We start from the raw sequence: 22,560 nt of genomic DNA on the forward strand, positions 1-22,560 counted from the left end.
TGAGACACGGTTTTTGCCCCATCGGGTCACTCGGCGGTACACTTCCACCCCGATAGAGCCGCTAGCCGGTTTTATCATCGTGCGGAGGCGTGCCAGAGCGGCCGAATGGGGCTCCCTGCTAAGGAGTTGCCTGCTTTTCGCGGGCCGGAGGTTCGAATCCTCTCGCCTCCGCCACGCGCCCGTAGCTCAACGGATAGAGCATCTGACTACGGATCAGAAGGTTAGGGGTTCGAATCCCTTCGGGCGCACCACTTCTAGCCCCGGTTTTGCATCACGCGGAACCGGGGTTTTTGCTTGCTGAGCTGCGGATTTGTTCGGTGTGCAGTGCTGGAGTAATGTTTCAATGCGTTGCGCAGACAGGTTCTGCACAGCGGTAAGCGCCCGTAGCTCAACGGATAGAGCATCTGACTACGGATCAGAAGGTTAGGGGTTCGAATCCCTTCGGGCGCACCACTTCTAGCCCCGGTTTTGCATGACGCAGAACCGGGGCTTTTGCGTGTGGTGGGGCTGGGGGCTTGCGTTGGGTGGCTGGGTGCTTGTGGGGCTTGTGGCGCAGATCCGTACGAATTGCGCAGATCCGTGCGAAATTCCGTACGGGTTTGCGCAAACGGTACGGATCTGCGCGCGGGGGGCGGTGGCAGGGGCCAGGAAGAGGGGTGGGAGCGGCGAACTGTGGGGTGGCCGGTGCGCGGGCGGGCAGTGGGGTGGCCGGGCGCGGTCGTGGCGCTGGGGGTGGGGTGAATGCGGCGGCGTCGGCGTCGGAAAGCTCTGGGGGAAGGCTTGTGGGGCAGATCCGTACGAATTGCACAGATCCGTGCGAAATTCCGTACGGGTTTGCGTAAAAGGTACGGATCTGCGCGCGGGGGACGCCGACGCGGGCCGCAGGGCAGCAGGAAGCCGCGGCAGGCACCTGCGGCCTCAGGCTAGAAAATTTCTAGTCGTGCGCCGAGGTGCTCAGCGTGTTCAAGCTGGGCGACGTAGTCGGGTTGCTCGAAGTTGACCCGAATCACCGGCCGGTGCGTGTGCGCGGCGATTTCTTTGCTCAAGCCAGGGTCATTGTGACGGCCAGAACGGACCTCGTAGCGCATCCGGCTGATATGCCCGGCGGTCACCAGGTTCTTCACCGACCCGTTTTCTTCCAGCTCAGCGCGGGTGGCGGCGAGGAGATCCATCGCTTCGTCGAGGGCGCCGAGAAGCGCGGTGGAGTTGCTTTCGCACATTGCGCGCACCAGTTTCGGTGAGGTTCCGGCTACGCGAGTGGCGTCGCGGAAGGAACCTGCGGCCAGGGAGAGGGCCAGCGCGCCACCGTTATCGCCGACTGCGGCGAGCGCTTCGGCGAGTAGGTGCGGCAGGTGCGAGATCCGGGCTACGGCTTGGTCGTGGTAGCGGGCGCGGGACGGGATGATTTCCGAGCCCACGGTGGTGCCGAGCTGGATGACCTGCCGGAAGGCGGTTAACCAGCGTTGGCCGGCGCGCATTCCGGCGCGGCGGGCTTCGTCGGCGAAGTCGAAGGTGACTACCCATACGGCCCCGGCGAAGAGTCCGTTCATGGTGGCGTGCCAGCCGGAGTCGGCGGTGCCGGCCATGGGGTGGGAGCCGACGTAGCGGCCGGCCATGCGGCGTTTGCGGACTTCTTCGAATACGGGCTGCTTGACGCTGACCACGTCGGTGATGGTGCAGTTGGGGGCGTGTTCGAGGATGGCGTCGAGCATCGCGGGTACGGCGGGCATGGGCACGGCGATGACGATGAGTGCGTAGTCGTCGTTGGCGCGTTTGAGGGTTTCTGCGAGGTCTGTGCTGACGTCGTAGCCGTCGGCTTTGGCGCCGCGGGCGGTTCCACCGGGGCGGTTCCAGCCATAGGCCGGGGCCCCCGCTTCAACGAGATCGCGTAGCAGGGAGCCCCCGATGAGACCCAGGCCCAGGATGCACGTGGGGGTGTCGGGGACAGAAGAGCTCATCTGACAACTATCGCATATCCGGGCTACCGTTGTGAGTTATGAGCACCACCTACCGGGATACAAACGATAGCGATGAGGATTGTTCCTACGCTGTCGCGGTAACCCTGACTGACGGCGGCTGGCAAGTAACTGAGCTTTCCGACGCTGCCCTCGACTCGTTGGATGAGACTGTCGCGCAGCTGCGTCGGATGCGCGCTGAGCAGGCGTGTTTCGCGTTGTTGAACGTCGATGATGATTATTTCGTCATTGTGCGTACGGCGCCGGATTCGGTACGTCTTGTGCTTTCCGACGCTACTGCTGCGGCCAGCGATGATCTTGCTGCTGATGTGATGGATGAGCTTGATGAGGACATCATCGACGCTGATGATGACGAGATCGAGCAGATGGACGCTTGGCCTGAGGGAGATATGGAGATCCTCGCTGATTTAGGCCTGGCCGAGGATATGTTGGCCGTCATTTGTGAAGACCAGGAATTGTGGGCCAGCGAGCAGTTGCACGCGGTGGCCCAGGTCTTGGGCTTTGAGGATGAGTTGGCTGAGACCACTGGTTTCGAGCCTGAGGACAGTGACTAAGCCCGCAGCGCCCTTGCCCGCCGAACCTGCCGAACCTGCTGGTGGTGGGTCGGTGTTGCCGCGCCCTGCCTGGCGGCTTCGCGATGAGCAGTGGATGCGTCGTGCCATTGCAGTGGCTCGTGCTACCCCGGACTGTGATGTGCCGGTGGGGGCGGTTGTGGTTGGCCCTGATGGTGCTGTTGTGGCCACTGGGGTGAACCGTCGGGAGGCGGATAGTGACCCATTGGCGCACGCTGAGGTGCTTGCTTTGCGTGAGGCAGCGGCGGTGGTGCGTGATGGTTGGCGCCTTGAGCAGTGCACTTTAGTGGTGACGTTGGAGCCATGTGTGATGTGCGCTGGGGCGGCGGTGATGGCCCGGGTGGGGCGGATTGTTTTCGGTGCTTGGTCGGAGAAGACCGGCGCGTGCGGTTCGATGGTGGATGTGGTGCGCGAGCCAGCGCATTCATTTATTCCACAGCTCAGTGGGGGAGTGCTGGCTGAGGAGTGCGCGCAGTTGTTGCCGGAGTTCTTCCGGGGCCGGCGCGGCGGCGCTAGCAAACCCCCATGTGAATAGTGTTAGTGCAGCGCAGGATAACTTTTTGGTGAATTATTTGCGCGGTGGTGGGCAGGATTGATTCCGCGCACTATGGTTGGTCGGTACCCGGTTCAAGGCCAGGGTGGGTGAGGTTTCACCCATAACGTCATCCATGAAGGAGATATACATGAGCGACCTTTCTAACAAGGCTGAAGAGCTCGGCGGCAAGGCTAAGGAAGCTGCTGGCGACGCCACCAACAACCAGGATCTGAAGGCCGAGGGCCAGGGCGACCAGGCTCAGTCCAAGATCAAGCAGGGCGTCGAAGACGTCAAGGACAAGGCTGCCGAAGCTTTGGGCAAGATCACCGGCGACAAGTAAGTCGGTATGACTTTTGTCGTGCCCCCGGTTGCACCTTTTGTGGTTGCTTCCGGGGGTCACGTTATTGTGACCGCCGCGCTCTAGGCTGTTTAAGCAGCGGGTTTGGCGGTTTTTAGCCTGGACGGTAACGTCAGGCGACGGTGGCGTGTCCGAGCGGCCGAAGGTACTCGCCTCGAAAGCGAGTGTCGCGTAACAGCGACCGGGGGTTCAAATCCCTCCGCCACCGCCAACGGGAAACCCCGTGGTCTGTTTGCTCAGGCCACGGGGTTTTTGCATCGAGGGTTTGTCCACCGAACCCGTACCATGGCAGATGGCGTGCAGCTTGCCATGCCGGAAGCGTCCGAAGGGGATATTCAACGATGGCCAAAGCCCTTTTCCAGCTGGGTCGCTGGTCCTTTGTACACAGGAAAATCGTCATTATTGCGTGGATCATCATCCTCGCTGCTGTTGGTGGTGCCGCTGGTGCCCTGCAGAAGGGCTTCTCCGACGCTTTTGAGTTGCCGGGTGCTCCGTCATCGAAGGCCGCGAAGCTGCTGACTGATACTTTCGGCGATGCGGCGAACCCCATCAAGGAAAACTCGGTGACCTTGGTTTTCGGCGCCCCGGAGGGGGAGAAGCTCACCGACCCGGAGAATTCCGCGGCGGTGGATGAGGTTGTTTCTTATATCAAGGACAATGTCGGCCAGATCTCCTCTGATATGCAGCTGGCTAATCCGGTGACACTCGATCCGAAGCAGCGTGCGGCCATTATTGACGGGTCGGTGGAGTCCGGGATGCCGCGTGATGTTGCCGAGCGGGATGCTTATTTCCTCCGGGTGCTTTCCGACGACGCCACCGTCGGCACCGCCCGTTTTGTTTTCGGGGTGGATGCGCCGGATGAGATTAAGCCGGAGAACCGGCAGGGCGTGATTGATGCGATGGAGATGGGCCGTGAGGCTGGTCTTGAGGTCAATGCGATGGGTCCGGGGTTTTTCGACCCGGTCGTTATTTCCCCGATTTCTGAGATTGTGGGCATGGGGGTGGCGTTTCTGGTCATGGTCATCGCCTTCGGTTCGGTGGTTGCTGCTGGGCTGCCGCTGATTTCGGCGATGGTGGGGGTAGGCATTGGTGGTGCGGGAATTGTGCTGCTCACAGCCTTTTATGACGTGAACTCTTCCACCCCGGTGCTGGCCATCATGATTGGCTTGGCGGTGGGTATTGACTACGCGCTGCTGATTATGGCGCGCTACCGGGCGGAGCTGGTTGCGGGAATTAAGCGTGCCGACGCTGCGGGCTTGGCCTGCGGCACGGCAGGGTCGTCGGTGGTTTTCGCGGGCCTGACGGTGCTTATTGCCTTAGCTGCCTTGGTGGCGGTGCAGATTCCGTTCTTGTCGCTGATGGGCATTTCGGCCGCGGTGACGGTGGCGATGGCGGTGCTGATTTCGTTGACGTTCGTCCCGGCCATGTTTGGTGTTTTTGGGTCGAAGATTTTTGCGTGGTCGATTCCTGGTGTGGCCGGCAACCCGGTGCGCGGCAAGCGGGTTTCTTTATTCGGGTCGAAGACGATGGGCCGTCGTTGGGTGGAGCTGGTGCACCGTTTCCCGGCGCTGTTTTTGATTGCGGTGCTGTTGGGTTTGGTGGCCTTGGCGTTGCCGGCGCGGCACCTGGATTTGGCGTTGCCGTCGGATTCGACATTGCCGTATGACTCCACGCAGCGGCAGGCTGTGATGATGGCCGAGGATGCGTTCGGCCCGGGCAGTTCGGCCCAGATTATTGGTGTGGTCGATGCCCGTGAGGTTGATGCGGATGCCCCGGCGTTGGCTCCGCTGGTGGAGGGCATTACCGCCACCGATCCGGAGAAGTCCCGTGCCGATGCCGCGCGGTTGGCGTCGTTTAGCTACTCAGTGGAGCAGTTGAAGAACAACGCCCATGTGGGGCATGTGCAGATCATTGGGGTTAATGATGATCAGACCGCCGCGCAGCTGCTGATCACCCCAACCACGGGCCCGCTTAATGAGGACACCAAGAAGCTCATCCAAGCGCTGCGCGCGCAGCAGAACCAGATTGAGACGGCTGCCGGTATCGGCTTGGGCTTTACTGGTTTGGTCCCGATTATGAATGACGTCACCGATCAGCTTGCCGACGCTATGCCCATCTACCTGGCGATTGTTGTCGGCCTGGCGATTATCTTGCTGCTGCTTGTGTTCCGTTCGCTGACGGTGCCGCTGACCGCCGGGGTGGGCTTTTTGCTGTCGGTGGGGGCCGCTTTCGGCCTGACCGTGCTGTTCTGGCAGGACGGCCTGTGGGGCCTGGTGGATACGCCCGGCCCGCTGATTTCCTTCATGCCGATTTTCCTTATCGGTGTGACCTTCGGCCTGGCCATGGACTACCAGGTTTTCTTGGTGTCTCGGATGCGGGAGCATTACACCAAGTCGCGCGGTAAGGCCACGGAAGGTTCCGGCTACACCGCCGTGGAGGAATCTGTGGTGGAAGGTTTCGCCCTGGGGGCCCGCGTGGTCACCGCCGCCGCCATCATTATGACCAGTGTGTTCGTGGCGTTCATTGGCCAGGATCTGGCATTTGTGAAGATTTTCGGTTTCGCTTTGGGCGCTGCTGTGCTTTTCGATGCATTCCTGGTCCGCATGACCTTCATCCCGGCGTCCATGTTTTTGCTGGGCCGCGCTGTGTGGTGGCTGCCGAAGTGGCTGGACCGCATATTGCCGTCGGTTGATGTGGAGGGCGAAGGCATCGAGGATCATCGCAACGAACTACTCGCGGAGGCCAAGCGCGCCTCCGGTGAGGAATTGACCACCAGTACCGGAAGGCATCATCTGTGAGCGAGTCACAAGGTTTTGAGGTCACTGCGGGTATCGCCGACGGCCCCGGCCGCGCTGGCATTATCCGCACCCCGCATGGGCAGATCGCCACCCCGGCGTTTATCCCGGTGGGCACGAAGGCCACGGTGAAGACCCTCACCCCGGAGCAGGTCCGCTCCACCGGGGCGCAGGCTATTCTCGCCAACGCTTATCACCTGTATTTGCAGCCCGGCTCGGATGTGGTTGAGGCCGCCGGTGGGTTAGCGAAGTTCTCCGCGTGGAATGGCCCGACATATACCGACTCTGGTGGTTTCCAGGTGATGAGCCTGGGCGTGGGGTTTAAGAAGACCTTGGCGATGGATGTGTCGGGCCTGCAGAACGATGATGTGGTCGCGCCGGGCAAGACCCGCAACGCCTTCGTCGACGAGGAGGGGGTGACGTTCCGTTCGCATATCGACGGCAGTGAGCACCGGTTTACTCCTGAGGTGTCGATGGGGATTCAGCACCGGCTTGGGGCGGACATCATTTTCGCTTTCGATGAGCTGACCACGTTGATGAATACCCGCGGTTACCAGGTGGATTCGGTTGAGCGCACACGTCGGTGGGCGCGCCGGTGCCTGGCTGAGCACAACCGGCTGAGCGTGGAACGCAATCAGGTTCCGGGCATGGCGGCTTCGCTGGCCGCGAACCAGTTGCCGCAGCAGCAGTTGTGGGGTGTGGTGCAGGGCGCCCAGTATGAGGATCTGCGCCGCAGCGCCGCGCAGGGGCTGGTGGCGTTATCTGATGAGTTCGAGGCCGAGGGCCTGCGTGGTTTCGCTGGCTATGGCATCGGCGGCGCCTTGGAGAAGCATAATTTGGGCACGATTGTGCGCTGGGTAGCCGAGGAGCTTCCCGACGAGCGCCCCCGGCACTTGCTGGGCATTTCTGAGCCGGACGATATTTTTGCCGCGGTGGCGGCCGGCGCGGACACTTTTGATTGTGTGGCGCCGACCCGGCTGGCGCGCCGCGGCGGGATTTATACCCGCGATGGCCGGATCACATTGACCAATGCTCGTTTTAAGCGTGATTTCGGGCCGCTGGACCCGTTCACCCATTCGCCGATTTCGGAGCAGTACAGCCGGGCGTACCTGCATCATTTGCTCAAGGCGAAGGAGTTCCTGGCGGGCACTATTTGCACCATCCACAACCTGTTTTTCATGGTCACGTTGGTTGATGACATCCGCGCGGCGATTGAGCAGGGCCGGTTCGAGGAGTTCCGGGAGGAGTTCATGGGCCGCTATTACGCGGGCAAGAAGGCCTAGTTCAGGGCCTGTGGCTGCTAGCTGGTGGCGTGGTCGTAGTAGCCCTCGCGTTTTTTCACCCAGGCGATGACGGCGTAGGTCACTGGCAGCATCAGGATTTCCACGGAGGTTTTCCACACGAAGCCGACGATGACGTAGTTGATGAAGTCACCGGCGGTGGAAATGCCGATGACGGGGGCGGCTATTGAGCAGAAGATGAGGGTGTCGACGAATTCGCCGACCACGGTGGAGCCGATCAGTCGCGCCCAGAGGGATTTTTCGCCGGTGCGGCGTTTGATGCTCACCAGCGACCAGGCGTTGAGTAGTTGGCCCACCAGGTAGCCGGCCAGGCCTGCCAGTACGAGTTGCGGTACCGACCCGAGAACGGAGCCGAAGGCTTCTTGGTTGTCGTAGAACGGGGCGGCCGGTAGTGCGATGGCGATCTGGAAACATGCTGTGGCCAGTGCGAGCACCCCGAATCCGGTCCACACGGCGCGTCTGGTGGCGCGGAAGCCGTAGCACTCGGAGAGCACGTCGCCGATGACGTAGCTGAGGGGGAATAGGAAGAACGCGGCGTCGGTGACTAGCGGCCCGATGAGGACGCCTTTGGTGGCGTTGATATTGGAGATCAGCAGCACGCCGACGAATAGTGCGAGCAGCGTCGGGTGCAGTGAGTGCGGGATGGGGATGTGGTGGGGTTCGGTGCTGGGATTGTCGGACGCGGCCGGTGTGGTCGCGCCCTGCCCAGGCCCGCTCGGGGTGGTTTCAGTCATGGCTGGTCATGCTACTCAGCGTGGCCGCTACGGTAATAACTATGTCTGTCATCACCGGTCGGTACGCGCCGAGTCCTACGGGGCATTTGCATGTGGGTAATTTGCGCACAGCGGTGCTGGCGTGGTCGTTGGCGCGTTCTGTTGGCGGGGGGTTTGTGATCCGGGTGGAGGATATTGATCGGCAGCGTTGCCGCCCGGAGTTCGAGGCTCAGCAGTTAGCGGATTTGGCGGCGGTGGGCTTGGAGTGGGATGGCGTGCCGGTGCGGCAGTCGGAGCGTACGGAGCGTTATGTGCAGGCCTTGGCGGCGTTGCCGACGTATCGCTGTTATTGCAGTCGCAGGGAGATTCAGGCTGCCGCGTCGGCCCCGCATGGCGCCCCGGGCGCGTATCCGGGCACCTGCCGCAATCTTGACCCGGAGGTGGCTGCTGTGAAGGCCGCTGAGCGTGCGGAGGTGGGTATGGAGCCGGCTATTCGGTTGCGTGCCGACGTTGCTTCCTGGCGGGTGCAGGACGCGCTTCACGGTGAGGTCACCGGGGCGGTGGATGATGTGGTGTTGCGGCGTGCCGATGGGGGGTGGGCTTATAACCTCGCCGTTGTTGTCGATGATGCTGAGCAAGGCGTGACCCAGGTGGTTCGCGGTGATGATTTGTTGTCCTCTGCTGCGCGTCAGGCGTACCTGGCGGACTTATTGGGGTACCGGGCGCCGGAGTATGTGCATGTGCCGTTGGTGTTGTCGCAGCGGGGTAAGCGGTTGGCGAAGCGCGATGGGGATGTGACGTTGCGGGATATCACTGCTGGTGCTGCCCAGGCGTGGATTATGCGCAGTCTTGGGCTGCCTGGGGTGCCGGTGGCGGAGTTGCCGGACCGGTTGGCTATTGGTGATATCCCCCGCGAGCCGGTGATCTTCGGCTAGGTCGGTGAATTTCACCTAGCCTGGGCGTATGTCTGAGCAGTCGGGAAATTTGCTGGTTGTCCATCATTCTCCTACGCCGTTATTGCGCACGGTCCGCGATTATGTGCTCACCGGTGCGACGCACCCTGATTTGGAGGGGGTGGAGATTTCGGTGGTGGATGCGTTGGACGCCACTGCCTGCGATATTCGCGCCGCTGATGCCATTGTGTTGGGCACGAGCGCGAATTTTGGCTATATCTCCGGTGCGCTGAAGCACTTCTTTGACAGCACGTTTGCTGAGTGTGGTGAAGCGCGGAAGGGTTTGCCGTTTAGTTATTGGATTCGTGGTGGGCATGACACCACTGGTGCGCAGAAGGCGATGCAGGCCATTACGACGGGTTTTGGTTGGGAGTTGTCCGCCGAACCGGTGTGTTTTGTCGGTGAGCCGGATGAGCATGCTGACCAGTTGCGGGAGCTTGGTGCGACGATGGCTGCGCACGCATTGTCCAGCGGTATGGGCGAGTCGCGATGACGCCTCCGGTCAATGATCTTGATGGTCGTTTCTTCACCTCTGCTGACCAGGCGGTAGCGGCGCTTATTGAGTTGTATGACGCTGCTACTGGGGATCTTGTGGCCGCCTATGAGCGGGCGTGTCAGCAGGTGCGTGCGGGCGCGGAGTCGGTGACTCCGGTGCGCCGGTGTTACCCGGAGTTGCGGTTTAGTGTGTCGCATTTGGGTGAGGTTGACCCGTCGTTATCGCATGGTTTTGTTGACCGTGCTGGCACGTATGCCACCGCTATTGCTCGGCCGCGGTTATTCCGCCAGTATTTGGTGGATCAGGTTGCTGATGTTTTGCGCAATCATGGTGGTCAGGTGCAGGTTCGTCTGTCCCGGACGCCGATTCCGGCCCGTTTTGCCCCGGGTTTTGATGAGTTGGATACCTCGGGTTTGGAGCAAAGCCAGTTGGCGATGGTGGATCGGGCGTTCACCCCGGTTGATTCGGCGTATGTGGATGATGCCATTGCTGATGGTGATGCGGATTTCCTGGGTCTTTCGGTCAAACCATTAAGCCTATTTTCGGCACCTCGGGTGGATTTGGCATTGCACCGGTTGGAGCATTACACCGGCTCGTCGGCGGCGCGGATTCAACGGTTCGTGTTGTTCACCAATTACCAGCTGCACACTGATGTGTTCCTGGATTATGCGCATAGTTTGGGCAAGGCTGCGGGGGAGGTGAACTGCGGTGATGAGCGCCAGGAGGCGGTGCTTTCCGACGCTGATAGCGCCGCGGCGAATCCGCATGGCTATACGCATTTGGTGACTCCCGGTGACCATGTCCACGAGATCGGTTCGGTGCCGTCGGCGCGGGAATGCCGCAGTGAGGCTGATAGTTGCCAGATGCCGGCGTATCACTTGGTGCGTCCCGACGGTTTGGGTGTGACGGTTATTGATATTGGTGTGGGCCCGTCGAATGCTAAGACCATCACGGATTGTTTGGCTGTGTTGCGGCCGCATTGTTGGATGATGGTGGGGCATTGTGCGGGCCTGGATGGCCGGATGCGTATTGGCGACATGATTTTGGCCAATGGTTATGACCGCGCTGATGGTGTCCTGGATGGGCATGTGCCGCTGGAGAAGCCGATTCCGCCGATTGCGGAGGTGCAGCAGGCGGTGACCAATGCTTTCCGGGAGGTGTCGGGGTTAAGCGGGGAGCAGTTGAAAAAGCGGCTTCGTACGGGCACGGTGTTGTCCACCTCGGACCGGAATTGGGAGTGGCGCCCGCAGGAAGATATTTACCGGGAGCTGCGCAAATCCACGGCGATTGGGGTGGAGATGGAGTCGTCGACCATTGCCGCTAATGGGTACCGGTTTCGGGTGCCTTATGGGGCGTTGTTGAGTGTGTCGGATATGCCGCTGCATGATAAGCCGAAGTTGCCGCGTTCGGCTCGTCGGTTTTATCAGGCCTCGAAGGTGGAGCACTTGATGACTGCGGTGCGTGCCTGTGAGGCGATGGCGGCGGACCCGGACCAGTTGCATTCACGTAAATTGCGGCGCCCGGTGGGTGAAGTTGCCTTCCGGTAGCGTCGGAAAGCCCAAGGTTTTTTAGGAGGCATTATGTCTACTCAGGCTACTGCGAATTTCAAGGTCACCGGTATGAGCTGCGGGCACTGCGAAGCCAGTGTGCGCGAAGAGGTCTCTGCCATTGCCGGTGTGGAGTCCGTCACTGTTGATCACACCACTGGGGAGTTAGGTGTTGTGTCCCGTACCCCGGTGGACCCGGCTGATGTGATTGCTGCGGTCGAGGAGGCCGGCTACGAGGCGGAGGCTCTTGGGTAGTATCGGCCATTATGGCTGTTGAGGTTGTACTCGATATTGGCGGAATGACCTGTGCTTCGTGTGCGAATCGGGTGCAGCGCAAGCTCAATAAGCTCGATGGTGTGACTGCACAGGTCAATTACGCCACAGAACGCGCCCATATCACCGATGAGGCCGGCCATGAGCTGGCGGAGTTGGTTGATGTGGTGGAGGCTGCGGGGTATCAGGCTTTTCCGCTTGCCGACGGCAATGCCTCGCCGTCGCGCGGGGATTCTGCGCCTGGTGCCACGCCGGGGGCCGCGCCGGCGGCCGCCGATCCGGCCGAAGCTCATCGCGCTGCGGAGCTCAATGCGCTTCGCACTCGTGTTATTGGTGCGTTGTGGTTGGCGGTCCCGGTCATTGTGTTGTCGATGATCCCGGCGCTGCAGTTTCCGAATTGGCAGTGGTTGTGTCTGACGCTTACTGCCCCGGTGGTGGTGTGGTGTGGCTACCCGTTCCATCGCGCTACCTGGATGAATCTTAAACATGGCGCGGCGACGATGGATACGCTCATCACCGTCGGAACCGGCGCGGCATTCCTGTGGTCGCTGTGGGCCCTATTTTTCGGCACTGCGGGCCAGCCCGGCCTGGTGCATGAGTTCCACCTCACCGCTGGGCACGGCGATGCCAGTAGCCATATTTATTTAGAGACCGCTGCCGGGGTCATCCTTTTCGTCCTTGCTGGGCGTTATTTTGAGCGTCGGTCGAAGCACCGCAGCGCTGAGGCCATTAGTGAATTATTCGACCTGGGTGCTAAGCAGGCGGCGGTGTTACGTGCCGCCGATGGCAGCCCTGGTGTCGCCGGGGACCGGGAGGAGCGCGTCGCCGCGACGGATCTTGTGGTCGGGGACCATATTGTGGTCCGTCCCGGTGAGCGCATCCCCACTGATGGTGTGGTCATTGATGGGCGGTCCGCGGTCGATGAGGCGATGTTGACCGGTGAGTCCATGCCAGTCGAGGTAGTCGAGGGCGACCGGGTTACTGGTGCCACGGTGAATCAGTCCGGCCGGTTGTTAGTTGAGGCCACCGCAGTTGGTGCTGATACGCGACTGTCCCAGTTGGCGGATTTGGTTGCCCAGGCCCAGGCCGGTACCGCGAATGTGCAGCGCTTGGCTGATCGCATTTCGGGTGTGTTTGTGCCTGTGGTGCTGCTTATTGCCGTGGCGACGTTTATTGGGTGGCTTGCCGTCGGTGGCGAGTTCACCCAGGCGTGTACTGCGGCGGTGGCGGTGCTCATCATTGCCTGCCCGTGTGCTTTGGGTTTGGCTACCCCGACGGCGTTGTTGGTGGGTACTGGGCGTGGTGCGCAGCTGGGGATTTTGCTTGGCGGCCCGGAGGTCCTTGAGCGCACGAAGACTATTGACACGGTGGTGCTGGATAAGACCGGCACGATTACTCGTGGCGATATGGCGCTGGCTGATGTTATTCCTGCTGGCGATACTGACCCTGCGGTGGCTTTGCGGGCTGCTGGGGCGGTGGAGTCGGCTTCGACGCACCCGATTGGTCGCGCTATTGCCACTGCCGCCGCAGCTGAGGGGGATCTGCTGCCGGCCACTGATATCCGCGATGAGCCGGGCCGGGGCATTAGTGGCGTGGTGCCTGGTCTTGTGGATGACACTGATGCTGGTGTGGAGGTCAGCGTCGGAAAGCTTGCTGATAGTGCGGTGCCAGCAGAGCTTGCCGACGCGGTGGGCCGGGCGCGTGAGGCCGGCGGGAGCTGCGCTTTTGTGAGCTGGTCCGGTCGGGTGCGGGCGCTGTTGGTGGTCAGTGATGGGGTGAAGGAGACTTCAGCTGAGGCGGTGCGGATGCTGCGGAAGCTGGATGTGGAACCGGTGCTGCTGACTGGTGATTCTGCGGCGGCGGCGCGGTGTATTGCCGATGAGGTCGGTATCGACACGGTGATTGCGGGGGTGGCGCCGGAAGATAAGGTCGCCCACGTTCAGCGGCTGCAGGATGAGGGTCATGCGGTGGCGATGGTCGGTGATGGCATTAACGACGCTGCCGCTTTGGCTGCCGCTGACCTGGGCATGGCGATGGGTACTGGTACCGATGCGGCGATTGCTGCGGCCGATATCACCTTAGTGCGCGGTGATGTGCGGGCAGCTGCTGATGCGGTGCGGCTTGCCCGGGCGACGCTGCGCACGATTCATGGCAATTTGTTCTGGGCTTTTGCCTATAACGTGGCGGCGATTCCGCTGGCTGCGTGTGGTTTGCTCAACCCGATGTTGGCTGGGTTGGCGATGGCGCTTTCCAGTGTGTTCGTGGTGAGCAATAGTTTGCGGCTGCGTCATTTCCGGCCCATTGCCGCGCCGGGTGGCCAGGACTAGCGTCAAGACCATGATGCTGCGCAAGAAGGACAAAAAAGATAAGTCCGTCGAGGACACCGCCAAGACCATGTCGAATGCCCTGTTGGGCATGGGCGTGTTGCATTTTGTGAAGCCGGAGCCATTTGATGCGATCGTCCCGGACTATGTGCCGATGACGAAGCGGCAGGCCACGTACTGGTCGGGTGTGGCTGAGTTGGTCACTGGTGCGTTGCTGCGGGTGGATAAGACTCGCACCTTGGGTGGGTACTCGGCGATGGCGCTGTTCCTGGCGGTTTTCCCGGCCAATATTGAGATGGCCCGGCAGTGGGCGGGTGGTTCCACGGTGAAGAAGGTCATTGCTTTTGGGCGGTTGCCGCTGCAGTTTCCGATGATTGCGCAAGCCTGGAAGGTTGCTCGCCATAAGTAGCCCTATTTTCGCTGTTGTACGCAGTGATTTTGCTCTGGTTGTGCTTTTAGGTAACCTTCCGTGCGGAGGATTCGCCTAGCGGCCTATGGCGCTCGCCTGGAACGCGAGTTGGGAGCAATCCCTCAGGGGTTCAAATCCCCTATCCTCCGCCATAGTCACGACCCCCGAGCCACAGCGGCTCGGGGGTTTGTGCGTATCTGGAACTAGCGCTAACCTATGGGCAGGGTCCCACGCGGCGTTATCTCGTGAACTCCCCCAGGGCAGGAATGCAGCAAGGGTCAGCGAGCTCTAGCGGGTGCGTGGGTCCCCCTTTTTTTATGCCTGCCGCACTGGGGGCTGGGTAATTGGTGATAGCCCATTGCTGCTACCTGCTCTATCCTCGGGACTATGAAGCTCGAAGAGTACGGTGCCGACGATCTGGCACAGCTGAAGGACAAGTTCACCGCTGACTATGAGCAACTCAAGGCCCGGGATCTGAACCTGGACCTCACCCGCGGTAAGCCGTCATCGGCGCAGCTTGATTTCGCCAACCCCCTGCTTGGTTTGCCCGCCCCGGAGTACCGCACCGCTTCTGGTGAGGACACGCGCAACTACGGCAACCTCAAGGGCATCACCGATATTCGTGCCATTTGGGCTGACCTGCTCGACCTGCCGGTCGATAATGTTCTTGCCGGGGATTCGTCCTCGCTGAATATCCAATTCGACCTGATCAGCTGGGCGATGCACTTCGGCAACTGTGATTCGCAGCGGCCTTGGTCGAAGGAGCCGGTGCTGAAGTGGTTGTGCCCGGTGCCTGGCTATGACCGGCACTTCTCCATTACGGAGGAGTTCGGTTTCGAGATGATTCATGTCCCGATGACCGAGGATGGTCCGGATATGGATATGGTCGAACGCCTTGTTGCGGCCGACCCAGCGATTAAGGGCATGTGGAATGTGCCGGTATTTTCTAACCCGACTGGCATTAGCTACTCGGAAGAGACCTGCCAGCGCCTCGCCGCGATGGAAACTGCGGCCCCTGATTTCCGCCTGATGTGGGATAACGCCTATATGGTGCACCCGCTGACCGACGAGTTCCCGCAGGTGCACAATATCGTCGCTATGTGCCAGGAGGCCGGCAATCCCAACCGCGTGTGGCAGCTTGCCTCCACGTCGAAGATGACTCTTGCTGGTGCTGGTGTTGCGTTCTTCGCCGCCTCTGATGCCAATATCGCTGACTATTGCGCCCATGCCGGTATCCGCGGCATTGGCCCGAATAAGGTCAACCAGCTTGCCCACGCCGCTTTCTTTGGCGATGTTGAGGGGGTGCGCTCTCAGATGCGTCGCCATGCTGAGTCTTTGGCCCCGAAGTTCGACCGGGTTTTGGAGATTCTCAATGAGCGTCTCGGCGGCTATGGGGTAGCGCAGTGGACCGAGCCTCAGGGCGGTTATTTCATTTCCCTTGATGTGGTTGATGGCACCGCTGGCCGCGTTATCGAGTTGGCCAAGCAGGCCGGTATTGCGCTGACCGGTACCGGTTCGTCCTTCCCGCTGAAGAATGACCCGAATGACCGCAATATCCGTCTTGCGCCGTCGCTGCCGCCGATTGAGGAGCTTGATACGGCAATGAACGGTGTGGCCACCTGTGTGCTGCTTGCGGCTGCGGAGAAGCTCTCTGCGTAGTTCTCGTAGTTCTGTTGGCTAGCCGACGTTGGTAGCCCCGGGCCTTGTGGTCCGGGGCTACTATCGCGATTGATGAATGCAGCAGAAATTGAGTACTGGGTGGATCAGCTCTTTCCGGGCGAGATGTCGATCTACGAAATCGCACCGGGGGTAGCTGAAGGGGGTAATCAGCCATCGCCTGACCAGGTGTTTTGCGCGGGAAATTTTAATTTTGACGAACAACTCGACTTGAGTTGCACGCTTGATTTGTCTCGCCTAGATTTTGCATTGCGCACATCGAAAGGCGAGGAAGTCCGAGTGGAGTTCTTCACCGTTGTGGCTCAGGATCCGGGCCCTGAATCGGTGGTCGGAGCACATTCCCTACGTGCTTCGGCTGTCGAAGCACATTCCCTACGTGCTTCGGCCGCGCTGCTTGAAGAGGACGCAGACGCACATAATCCCCCTACTTTGTCGGCGTTCTTGGTCACGACGGCCGCAGCGTTGATGCGCTCGAGGAGTGTTTCCGGCCCCCAGGGTGAGCAGCAATCCCTAGCTCCCACCCCGGGAACTCTCCTCGCTGATGCGGTGACCTTGGGTCTGCAAGCCGCCGCCGAGTCCGGCGCCGCCCATCCCGCTCATCCCACTGTTTCGCACTTTGTTGTTGCGGTGCCCCATGTGTGGGCCAACGGGGTTCCCCAGCTCACCGAACCCCCGGGCGAAGTATCCCTGCATGATGGTGATTCCGGCCCGTTTCCTGGTTCTCGTCTGGCTCTGGGCCGGATTACCACTGTCGCCCAGCTCATTGCGTTGACTGATGCGGAGTTCGAGTACGCGCAGCGCGAAGGTTCCGATGCAGTACTGCAGGCTATTGCTGATGCTGGGGCCGACCCGCGCGATCTGTGCCGGGAGTCAGTGATTTAGGCCCCGCGTTGTGTCCAGGGCCCCGGTAGGCTGAGTGCCGTGGCTTTGTACAGGAATTACCGACCGGCATCCTTCGGCGAGGTCAGGGGACAAGATCATGTCACCGTGCCGCTGTCGGCTGCGCTGGATTCGCGCGGCAGCGACGGTGCCCCTGACCGGATTAATCACGCCTACCTGTTCTCAGGCCCGCGTGGCTGCGGTAAAACCTCCTCGGCACGCATCCTTGCCCGCAGTCTGAACTGCGTTAATGGCCCGACATCTACTCCGTGTGGGCAGTGTCGTTTCTGTGTTGCCCTGGGCCCGAAGGGCGCGGGCCATGTGGACGTCATTGAGATGGACGCAGCCTCGCATAATGGTGTCGAGGACATGCGTGAGTTGCGTGAGAACGCCCAGTACGCCCCTGCTGAGGCCCGGTATCGGGTGTACATCATCGATGAGGCCCATGCGATTAGTAATCAGGGTTTCAACGCGCTGCTCAAGGTGGTGGAGGAGCCGCCGGAGCACCTGATTTTCATTTTTGCGACCACTGAGCCGGAGAAGCTGCTCGATACGATCCGCTCGCGTACGCATCATTACCCGTTCCGGCTGTTGCCGCCGAATACTATGCGCCAGCTGTTGGAGGATATTTGTGCCCAGGAGGGGGTGCAGGTTGATGAGCGGGTTTTCCCGATGGTGGTGCGCGCTGGTGGTGGTTCGCCGCGTGATTCATTATCCGTGATGGACCAGCTCATTGCTGGTGCTGGCCCTGATGGGGTCGAGTATGAGCGCGCTAGTGCCCTGTTGGGGGTCACCGATCGCGCCATGCTGGATAGGGCGGTCGATTGTGTGGCCCGCGGTGATGGTGCCGGTTTATTGCGTGCGGTGGATGACGTCATTAATGCCGGCCAGAATCCGCGTCGGTTCGCTGAGGATCTGCTCGATGTGCTGCGGGATTTGATGCTGGTCAAGGCCGTGCCGGATGCCATTGATGCGGCACTTGTCGACGCTGTTGGGGAGCGCGTGGATATTGTCACCGCTCAGGCTGCGGCGTTCAGTATGGAGACTTTAACCAGGCTTGCCGACGTGGTCAGCCGCGGGATCACCCAACTTGTGGGCGCAACGTCGCCGCGGTTGTTGTTGGAAGTGTTATGTGCGCGCATGGTGCTGCCCGGCACGGAGGACAATTACTTGGCCCTGGCTCAGCGTGTGGAGCAGTTGGAGAAGGGTATTGGGGTGACTCCGCCGGCAAGTGACCAGTCCGGTGGTGGTGCCCAGCCAGCTGCGGCGCCTGCTGGTCAGTCCGCGCCGGAGCCGGAGCCGGAGCAGCGTGCGCAGGCCCCTGCGGCTGGTTCGAGTGCGGAGAGTGTGGATGCTGCGTTGGCGCAGTTCCGTGCTCAGCGTGAGCAGAAGAGTGGGGCGAAGAAGCGGGGGTCGGCCCCACAGCAGGATGCTGAGCGTGGGGCTGCTGAGCGTGAGACTGCGGGGTCGCCGAGTGCGGCTGAGGAGCGTGCCCGTAAGGCCCGGGAGGCCCGTGAGCAGGCGAAGCGTTTACAGGAAGCCGCCCGTGAGCAGGAGCGTCTGGAGCGGGAGCGGGAAGCTTTGGCGCGGGAGGAAGCTACGCGGCGTGCCGACGCTGCCGCCGCCGATGAGGATGCCGCTGAGGATGACGCTGCTGTGAGTGCGCAAGCGTCGGTCTCGCCCGCGCCTGCTGCGGAGCCCGCGCCCGTGCCTGCTGCTGAATCGGAGCCTGAGCCTGAACCAGCGCCGGAACCCGAGCCTGAACCAGCACCCGAGCCTGAGCCTGAGCGGCAGCTCACCGTGGAGACCATCCGCGACAGCTGGCCGGATATCATCGCCGCCATTGATGAGTCCGCCAAGGCCGTGATGGTCTTAGCGAGCGCTGCGGTGCCCGTCGAACTCGACGACACCACCCTGACCATCGCCCACAACACCGGGGCGTTGGCTAACCGGCTCAACGCGCCGGACAATACTGCGGCCCTTGGAGAGGCGATCGGCCAGGTGCATGGTGTGCGCCTCGAGGTGCAGTGTGTGGTGGGCACCAACCGCAGCGGTGCTCGGCCGCGCCAGCACCAGGCTGCCAAGAGTGATAGCAGCCAGGCGGCGGCCGACGATTCGGCCCCGCCAGCTGAACACACCCCAGCACCGGCGCCTGCGCCAGAACCTGCTCCTGCGCCAGAACCGGTACAGGATAATGAGCCTGCCTACCGGAAGGTGTTGGAGCAGCGCAGGCAACGCCAGCAGCGCGCCCAACACAACGCCTCCGGCAACGCCAAGCCGCTGCAGGAAGAGCAGACTAAGAGCACTATCGCCCAGTTGCAGCGCGCCTTCGCCCCGAAAACCGGCGGCGGGGGATACCGCGCCGGCAGCGACGATATTCCGCCACCGCCGGAGCCCTACGATGATGTGCCACCTCCCCCGGAGCCGGATTATGGGGGCGCCCCGCCGGATACCCACGCCGCCCCGACAAAGGATGAGCTGCAGGAATATTTGGACGCCGATCCTCATGAGGGCGTGACAGATCAGCGCAGCCAACTTGAAGTCGTTGTGGATTATTTGGCCAAGGAGCTCGGCGCGCGCCGCATGTGATCGGTCCATGTCCACCCCGCCGGTACACTCTTGGCCGTGCCCGGCAGTCGCCAGTATCGGGCCACACCCCATACGAAAGGACAAGAAGTGAACCAGCCGGATATGAACGCCATCCTGCAGCAGGCCCAGCAGATGCAGAGCCAGCTGCAGGCCGCCCAGCAGGAGATTATCGCCAGCACCGTCGAAGGTGAGGCCGGTAATGGTCTTGTGAAGATCGCTATGACCGGTGGCGGTGAAATCAAGGACATCACCATCGACCCCAAGGTCGTCGACCCCGACGATGTGGAAACCCTGCAGGACCTCGTCCTGGGCGCATTCCAGGATGCCACCGGTAAGGTCTCTGAGCTCGCCGAGCAGAAGATGGGCCCGCTGTCGCAGGGCTTCGGTGACCTCGGCGGCGGTCTTCCGGGTATGGGGCTGTAAGTACCCACGTGTTCGAAGGACCATTCCAGGACCTCATTGACGAGTTCTCCCGCCTGCCCGGCGTCGGCCCGAAGTCCGCGCAGCGCATCGCGTTCCACCTGCTGAAGGTGGAACCGGAGGACATCACCCGCCTGCAGTCAGCGCTATCGGCCGTGCGTGAAGGGATCTGCTTCTGCCGGATCTGCGGCAATATTTCCGCCGAGGAAGTCTGCCGCACCTGCTCCGATCGCAAACGCGATCTCGGCCTTATCTGCGTTGTTGAAGAAGCCCGCGATGTGCAGGCCATTGAACGCACCGGCGAATTTCGGGGGCGCTACCACGTGCTTGGTGGGGCGCTGGACCCGCTGGGCGGGATCGGCCCCAATGAACTCAATATCCGCACCCTGCTGCAACGTATCGGCGGGGTACTGCCGGATATCCCCAGCGCCGATGACCCCGAGGTCAACCAGGACGCCCCGGACATCCACGAGGTCATTATCGCCACCGACCCCAATACTGAGGGAGAAGCCACAGCAACCTACCTCGCTAAGTTGCTGCGTGATTTCCCGGACTTGCGGGTCACACGCTTAGCCTCTGGTATGCCGCTGGGCGGGGACTTGGAGTTCGTCGACGAACTGACTTTGTCCCGCGCCCTCAGCGGCCGGCTCACGGTATAACTACTGCTCGCTTTTGGGGCGTTCCTTCGCGGCGAAACGCTCCTGCCGCAGTCGGTCAATCACCGGCAAATCCAGGGCGGTGAGCGTATCGGCCTCCACCCCAAGAGCGCGGGCGAGCAATAAGTCCGCCAACTCAGGGTTGCGCGCCAGACACGGCCCGTGCATATAGGTGCACACCACAGAACCCTGCACAGCACCATCAGTGGCACCAGGCTTACCGGCACCAGAAGCACCCGGGTTACCGAAACCACGAGTCACCAGGCCCAGTGGTTTCGCATCCGGGCCCAATGTGGTTGCCCCCAGGTGATTTTCAAAACCAGTCAGCGGGGCACTGAGCCCATCGAGCTGCGCGGTCGTGGCCAGCTCACCGATGCTGCGGGCCTGCTGGGGATGGGTGGCCACATCGACCACACCAAGCCCGGAGACCTCTTCGCCACCGGCGATGAAGCTATTGCCCAGCACCTGGAAACCAGCACAGATCGCCAGCACCGGCCGGCCCGCGTCAATAGCGCGCAGCAGGCCACCATCGTCGGCAAGATGTTTCACAGCCAGTTTCTGGGCCACGTCCTCACCACCGCCGATGGTGTAAATATCCAGGTCGTCGGGGATAGCGTCGGAAAGCCGCAGGGGGACAATCGTTGCGTCATAACCGCGCATCCGGGCGCGCTGGCGCAACACCAGAGCATTGCCATCGTCGCCATAGGTGCCCAGCACGTCGGGAAGCACCAGGCCGATGCGTAGCGTGTCACTCATTTCGAGTCCTCCTCGGCGGTGCCTGCCGCATGCTCAGTATTGCCGGTGGTCGCGTCGCGGTCGATGGCGCGACGCAGATCCCGGAACGCGGTGTAATTAGCCAAAACCTCCACCCGGCCCGGCGGGCACGAAGCGATGGCCTCGACGGGGTCGGCGATGCGCTGGTGCTCAATATCGGCATAAAGCAGCCGAACCGCCAGGTCCGTGGCCCGCTCACCGGAGGCGCGGACCGCGATATCGCCGAAATCTTCGAAACGGACATCCCACAACCAGGACAAATCCTGGCCGTCGGCGATATGTCCATTAACGGCAATCACCACACCATCGGCGGTGCGATCCACCATCGACAGCGCCTCCTGCCAGCCAGCGGGGTTCTTGGCCAACAACATGCGCACCTCATGCTCACCGACAGAGATGGTGGAGTAGCGGCCAGCCACTGAATCAACGCTGCAGACTGCCCGAATCGCCGAGGAGGTAGGAACACCCATCGCCACGGCGGCAGCTACCGCCTGGGTGGCGTTACCGCGATTAGCGTTGCCGGGAAGCCGCAAGCTTAGAGGGTGCACTGTGCCTTCAGGGGACTGCACCCCAAGAGCGTCGACGGTCCAGTCCGGGGTGGGGCGACGGAACTCGCCCCCATCGGGCAGCGGCTCCGAGGCGAACCAGTCACCATCGGAATGGATGATGGCGCCGCCGGTACGCGGGCAGCTGGTGGCGTCATTGGTCCAGCCGCCGCCAGCAGCGACCCACACCACCTTCGGGGCGTCCCAGGCCGCTGCGGTAATCAGGGGGTCATCACAGTTGGCGATAATGGTGGCCTGCGGGTTGTTATTCACCGCCGCCCGCAGCGAGCGTTCGATGGTGTTGATTTCACCGACGCGGTCCAGCTGGTCGCGGGAGAGGTTCAGCATCACAATGACCTCGGGCTTGAGGTCTGCGGCGATATGGGCCACGTGCAGCTCATCGACCTCAATCACCAGCCGGTCGGCGTCCTTGCCAGCCAGCAGCGCGGAGATCACACCAGCATCCATATTGTCGCCACCATCATTTGTGGCGACCGTACCGGCAGAACGCATAGCCGCAGCTAGCATTCTGGTGGTGGTGGATTTGCCATTGGTGCCGGTGATGATGGCCGCGGGGCGACCACCGCCGAGGCCGGCGAGAATATGGGGGTCAATCTTCAGGGCAATGAGGCCACCGATCATGCCGCCTGCGCCACGCCCGGTGGTACGGGACGCCCAAGTGGCGGCGCGGGCGGCGGTGGCGGCGAGCCGGGAACGGGGGCTCATCCGGTTCGGGCCGCGGGGGATGCTGCGCTCGGTCATGGTGCG

At 61.8% G+C, this 22,560-nt stretch carries 20 protein-coding genes, 5 tRNA genes and 1 other RNA gene; 22 read left to right on the plus strand and 4 right to left on the minus strand.

Annotation, left to right across the window (positions count from 1 at the left end):
• Nucleotides 1-83: 83 nt before the first annotated feature.
• The 3 genes from KRX51_RS00605 to KRX51_RS00615 all read left to right on the plus strand — a co-directional run bounded on the left by KRX51_RS00605 (nt 84) and on the right by KRX51_RS00615 (nt 453).
• Nucleotides 84-174 (plus strand) — tRNA-Ser (locus tag KRX51_RS00605).
• A 1-nt stretch (nt 175) separates the two neighbouring features.
• Nucleotides 176-251 (plus strand) — tRNA-Arg (locus KRX51_RS00610).
• 126 nt (nt 252-377) lie between these two features.
• Nucleotides 378-453: transfer RNA gene (locus tag KRX51_RS00615), tRNA-Arg, on the plus strand.
• A gap of 470 nt (nt 454-923) precedes the next feature.
• On the opposite strand, the gene KRX51_RS00620 is transcribed toward KRX51_RS00615, so the two are convergent.
• A complete protein-coding gene (locus KRX51_RS00620; RefSeq protein ID WP_218361038.1) occupies nt 924-1,958 on the minus strand; it encodes a prephenate dehydrogenase in 1,035 nt (344 codons plus the stop codon).
• 38 nt (nt 1,959-1,996) lie between these two features.
• On the opposite strand from KRX51_RS00620, the gene KRX51_RS00625 reads away from it, so the two are divergent.
• From KRX51_RS00625 to tgt, 6 genes are all read left to right on the plus strand, one after another.
• Entirely contained in the window at nt 1,997-2,530 is a 534-nt protein-coding gene (locus KRX51_RS00625; RefSeq protein ID WP_218361039.1) for a tRNA adenosine deaminase-associated protein, read from the plus strand.
• On the plus strand, nt 2,523-3,083 hold the full coding sequence (gene tadA / locus KRX51_RS00630) for a tRNA adenosine(34) deaminase TadA (RefSeq protein WP_370624949.1): 561 nt from the start codon (nt 2,523-2,525) through the stop codon (nt 3,081-3,083). The genes KRX51_RS00625 and tadA overlap by 8 nt, the downstream gene beginning before the upstream one ends.
• A 148-nt stretch (nt 3,084-3,231) precedes the next feature.
• On the plus strand, nt 3,232-3,423 hold the full coding sequence (locus KRX51_RS00635; protein WP_218361041.1) for a CsbD family protein: 192 nt from the start codon (nt 3,232-3,234) through the stop codon (nt 3,421-3,423).
• Nucleotides 3,424-3,562: 139 nt separating this feature from the next.
• Nucleotides 3,563-3,652 (plus strand) — tRNA-Ser (locus tag KRX51_RS00640).
• Between the two features lie 130 nt (nt 3,653-3,782).
• Nucleotides 3,783-6,239 (plus strand): MMPL family transporter, encoded by a 2,457-nt coding sequence (locus tag KRX51_RS00645; protein WP_218361042.1) that lies wholly within the window; start codon nt 3,783-3,785, stop codon nt 6,237-6,239.
• On the plus strand, nt 6,236-7,519 hold the full coding sequence (gene tgt, locus KRX51_RS00650; RefSeq protein WP_218361043.1) for a tRNA guanosine(34) transglycosylase Tgt: 1,284 nt from the start codon (nt 6,236-6,238) through the stop codon (nt 7,517-7,519). Before KRX51_RS00645 ends, tgt begins: the two co-directional genes overlap by 4 nt.
• Nucleotides 7,520-7,536: 17 nt before the next feature.
• Here tgt and KRX51_RS00655 read toward each other — a convergent pair whose 3' ends face one another.
• Nucleotides 7,537-8,271, minus strand: coding sequence for a queuosine precursor transporter (locus KRX51_RS00655; RefSeq protein ID WP_218361044.1), 735 nt, complete (start codon nt 8,269-8,271; stop codon nt 7,537-7,539).
• A 41-nt stretch (nt 8,272-8,312) separates the two neighbouring features.
• Between KRX51_RS00655 and gluQRS the strand changes: the two genes are divergently transcribed.
• From gluQRS to recR, 13 genes are all read left to right on the plus strand, one after another.
• Entirely contained in the window at nt 8,313-9,185 is an 873-nt protein-coding gene (gene gluQRS / locus KRX51_RS00660) for a tRNA glutamyl-Q(34) synthetase GluQRS (protein WP_218361045.1), read from the plus strand.
• Nucleotides 9,186-9,213: 28 nt separating this feature from the next.
• A complete protein-coding gene (locus KRX51_RS00665; protein WP_218361046.1) occupies nt 9,214-9,696 on the plus strand; it encodes a flavodoxin family protein in 483 nt (160 codons plus the stop codon).
• Complete coding sequence (locus KRX51_RS00670; RefSeq protein ID WP_218361047.1) at nt 9,693-11,246, plus strand: AMP nucleosidase; 1,554 nt, start codon at nt 9,693-9,695, stop codon at nt 11,244-11,246. Before KRX51_RS00665 ends, KRX51_RS00670 begins: the two co-directional genes overlap by 4 nt.
• 33 nt (nt 11,247-11,279) lie before the next feature.
• Nucleotides 11,280-11,501 (plus strand): heavy-metal-associated domain-containing protein, encoded by a 222-nt coding sequence (locus KRX51_RS00675; RefSeq protein WP_218361048.1) that lies wholly within the window; start codon nt 11,280-11,282, stop codon nt 11,499-11,501.
• A gap of 11 nt (nt 11,502-11,512) precedes the next feature.
• Entirely contained in the window at nt 11,513-13,846 is a 2,334-nt protein-coding gene (locus tag KRX51_RS00680) for a cation-translocating P-type ATPase (protein WP_218361049.1), read from the plus strand.
• 10 nt (nt 13,847-13,856) lie between these two features.
• Nucleotides 13,857-14,252 (plus strand): hypothetical protein, encoded by a 396-nt coding sequence (locus KRX51_RS00685; RefSeq protein ID WP_255549329.1) that lies wholly within the window; start codon nt 13,857-13,859, stop codon nt 14,250-14,252.
• 64 nt (nt 14,253-14,316) lie between these two features.
• Nucleotides 14,317-14,404, plus strand: a tRNA-Ser gene (locus KRX51_RS00690).
• Between the two features lie 67 nt (nt 14,405-14,471).
• An RNA gene (gene ffs / locus KRX51_RS00695) (signal recognition particle sRNA small type) lies at nt 14,472-14,569 on the plus strand.
• Between the two features lie 70 nt (nt 14,570-14,639).
• Nucleotides 14,640-15,911, plus strand: coding sequence for an aminotransferase class I/II-fold pyridoxal phosphate-dependent enzyme (locus KRX51_RS00700; protein WP_218361050.1), 1,272 nt, complete (start codon nt 14,640-14,642; stop codon nt 15,909-15,911).
• 297 nt (nt 15,912-16,208) lie between these two features.
• Nucleotides 16,209-16,811: a suppressor of fused domain protein gene (locus KRX51_RS00705; protein WP_218361051.1), complete on the plus strand. Its 603-nt coding sequence runs from the start codon at nt 16,209-16,211 to the stop codon at nt 16,809-16,811.
• A gap of 39 nt (nt 16,812-16,850) precedes the next feature.
• The gene (locus KRX51_RS00710) at nt 16,851-19,397 is read left to right on the plus strand and encodes a DNA polymerase III subunit gamma and tau (RefSeq protein ID WP_218361052.1); all 2,547 of its coding nucleotides are present in this window, start codon (nt 16,851-16,853) and stop codon (nt 19,395-19,397) included.
• A gap of 87 nt (nt 19,398-19,484) precedes the next feature.
• Nucleotides 19,485-19,820, plus strand: coding sequence for a YbaB/EbfC family nucleoid-associated protein (locus KRX51_RS00715; protein WP_218361053.1), 336 nt, complete (start codon nt 19,485-19,487; stop codon nt 19,818-19,820).
• An 8-nt stretch (nt 19,821-19,828) separates the two neighbouring features.
• Nucleotides 19,829-20,476, plus strand: a complete 648-nt coding sequence (recR, locus tag KRX51_RS00720) for a recombination mediator RecR (protein WP_218361054.1) — start codon at nt 19,829-19,831, stop codon at nt 20,474-20,476.
• Here recR and KRX51_RS00725 read toward each other — a convergent pair whose 3' ends face one another.
• Together KRX51_RS00725 and KRX51_RS00730 are read right to left on the minus strand one after the other, a co-directional pair.
• A complete protein-coding gene (locus KRX51_RS00725; protein ID WP_218361055.1) occupies nt 20,477-21,229 on the minus strand; it encodes a type 1 glutamine amidotransferase in 753 nt (250 codons plus the stop codon). It abuts the gene before it with no gap.
• A complete protein-coding gene (locus KRX51_RS00730) occupies nt 21,226-22,554 on the minus strand; it encodes a MurT ligase domain-containing protein (RefSeq protein ID WP_255549330.1) in 1,329 nt (442 codons plus the stop codon). The genes KRX51_RS00725 and KRX51_RS00730 overlap by 4 nt, the downstream gene beginning before the upstream one ends.
• Between the last annotated feature and the right edge of the window lie 6 nt (nt 22,555-22,560).

The organism is Corynebacterium sp. TAE3-ERU12, from assembly GCF_019209905.1.
Lineage (GTDB): Bacteria > Actinomycetota > Actinomycetes > Mycobacteriales > Mycobacteriaceae > Corynebacterium.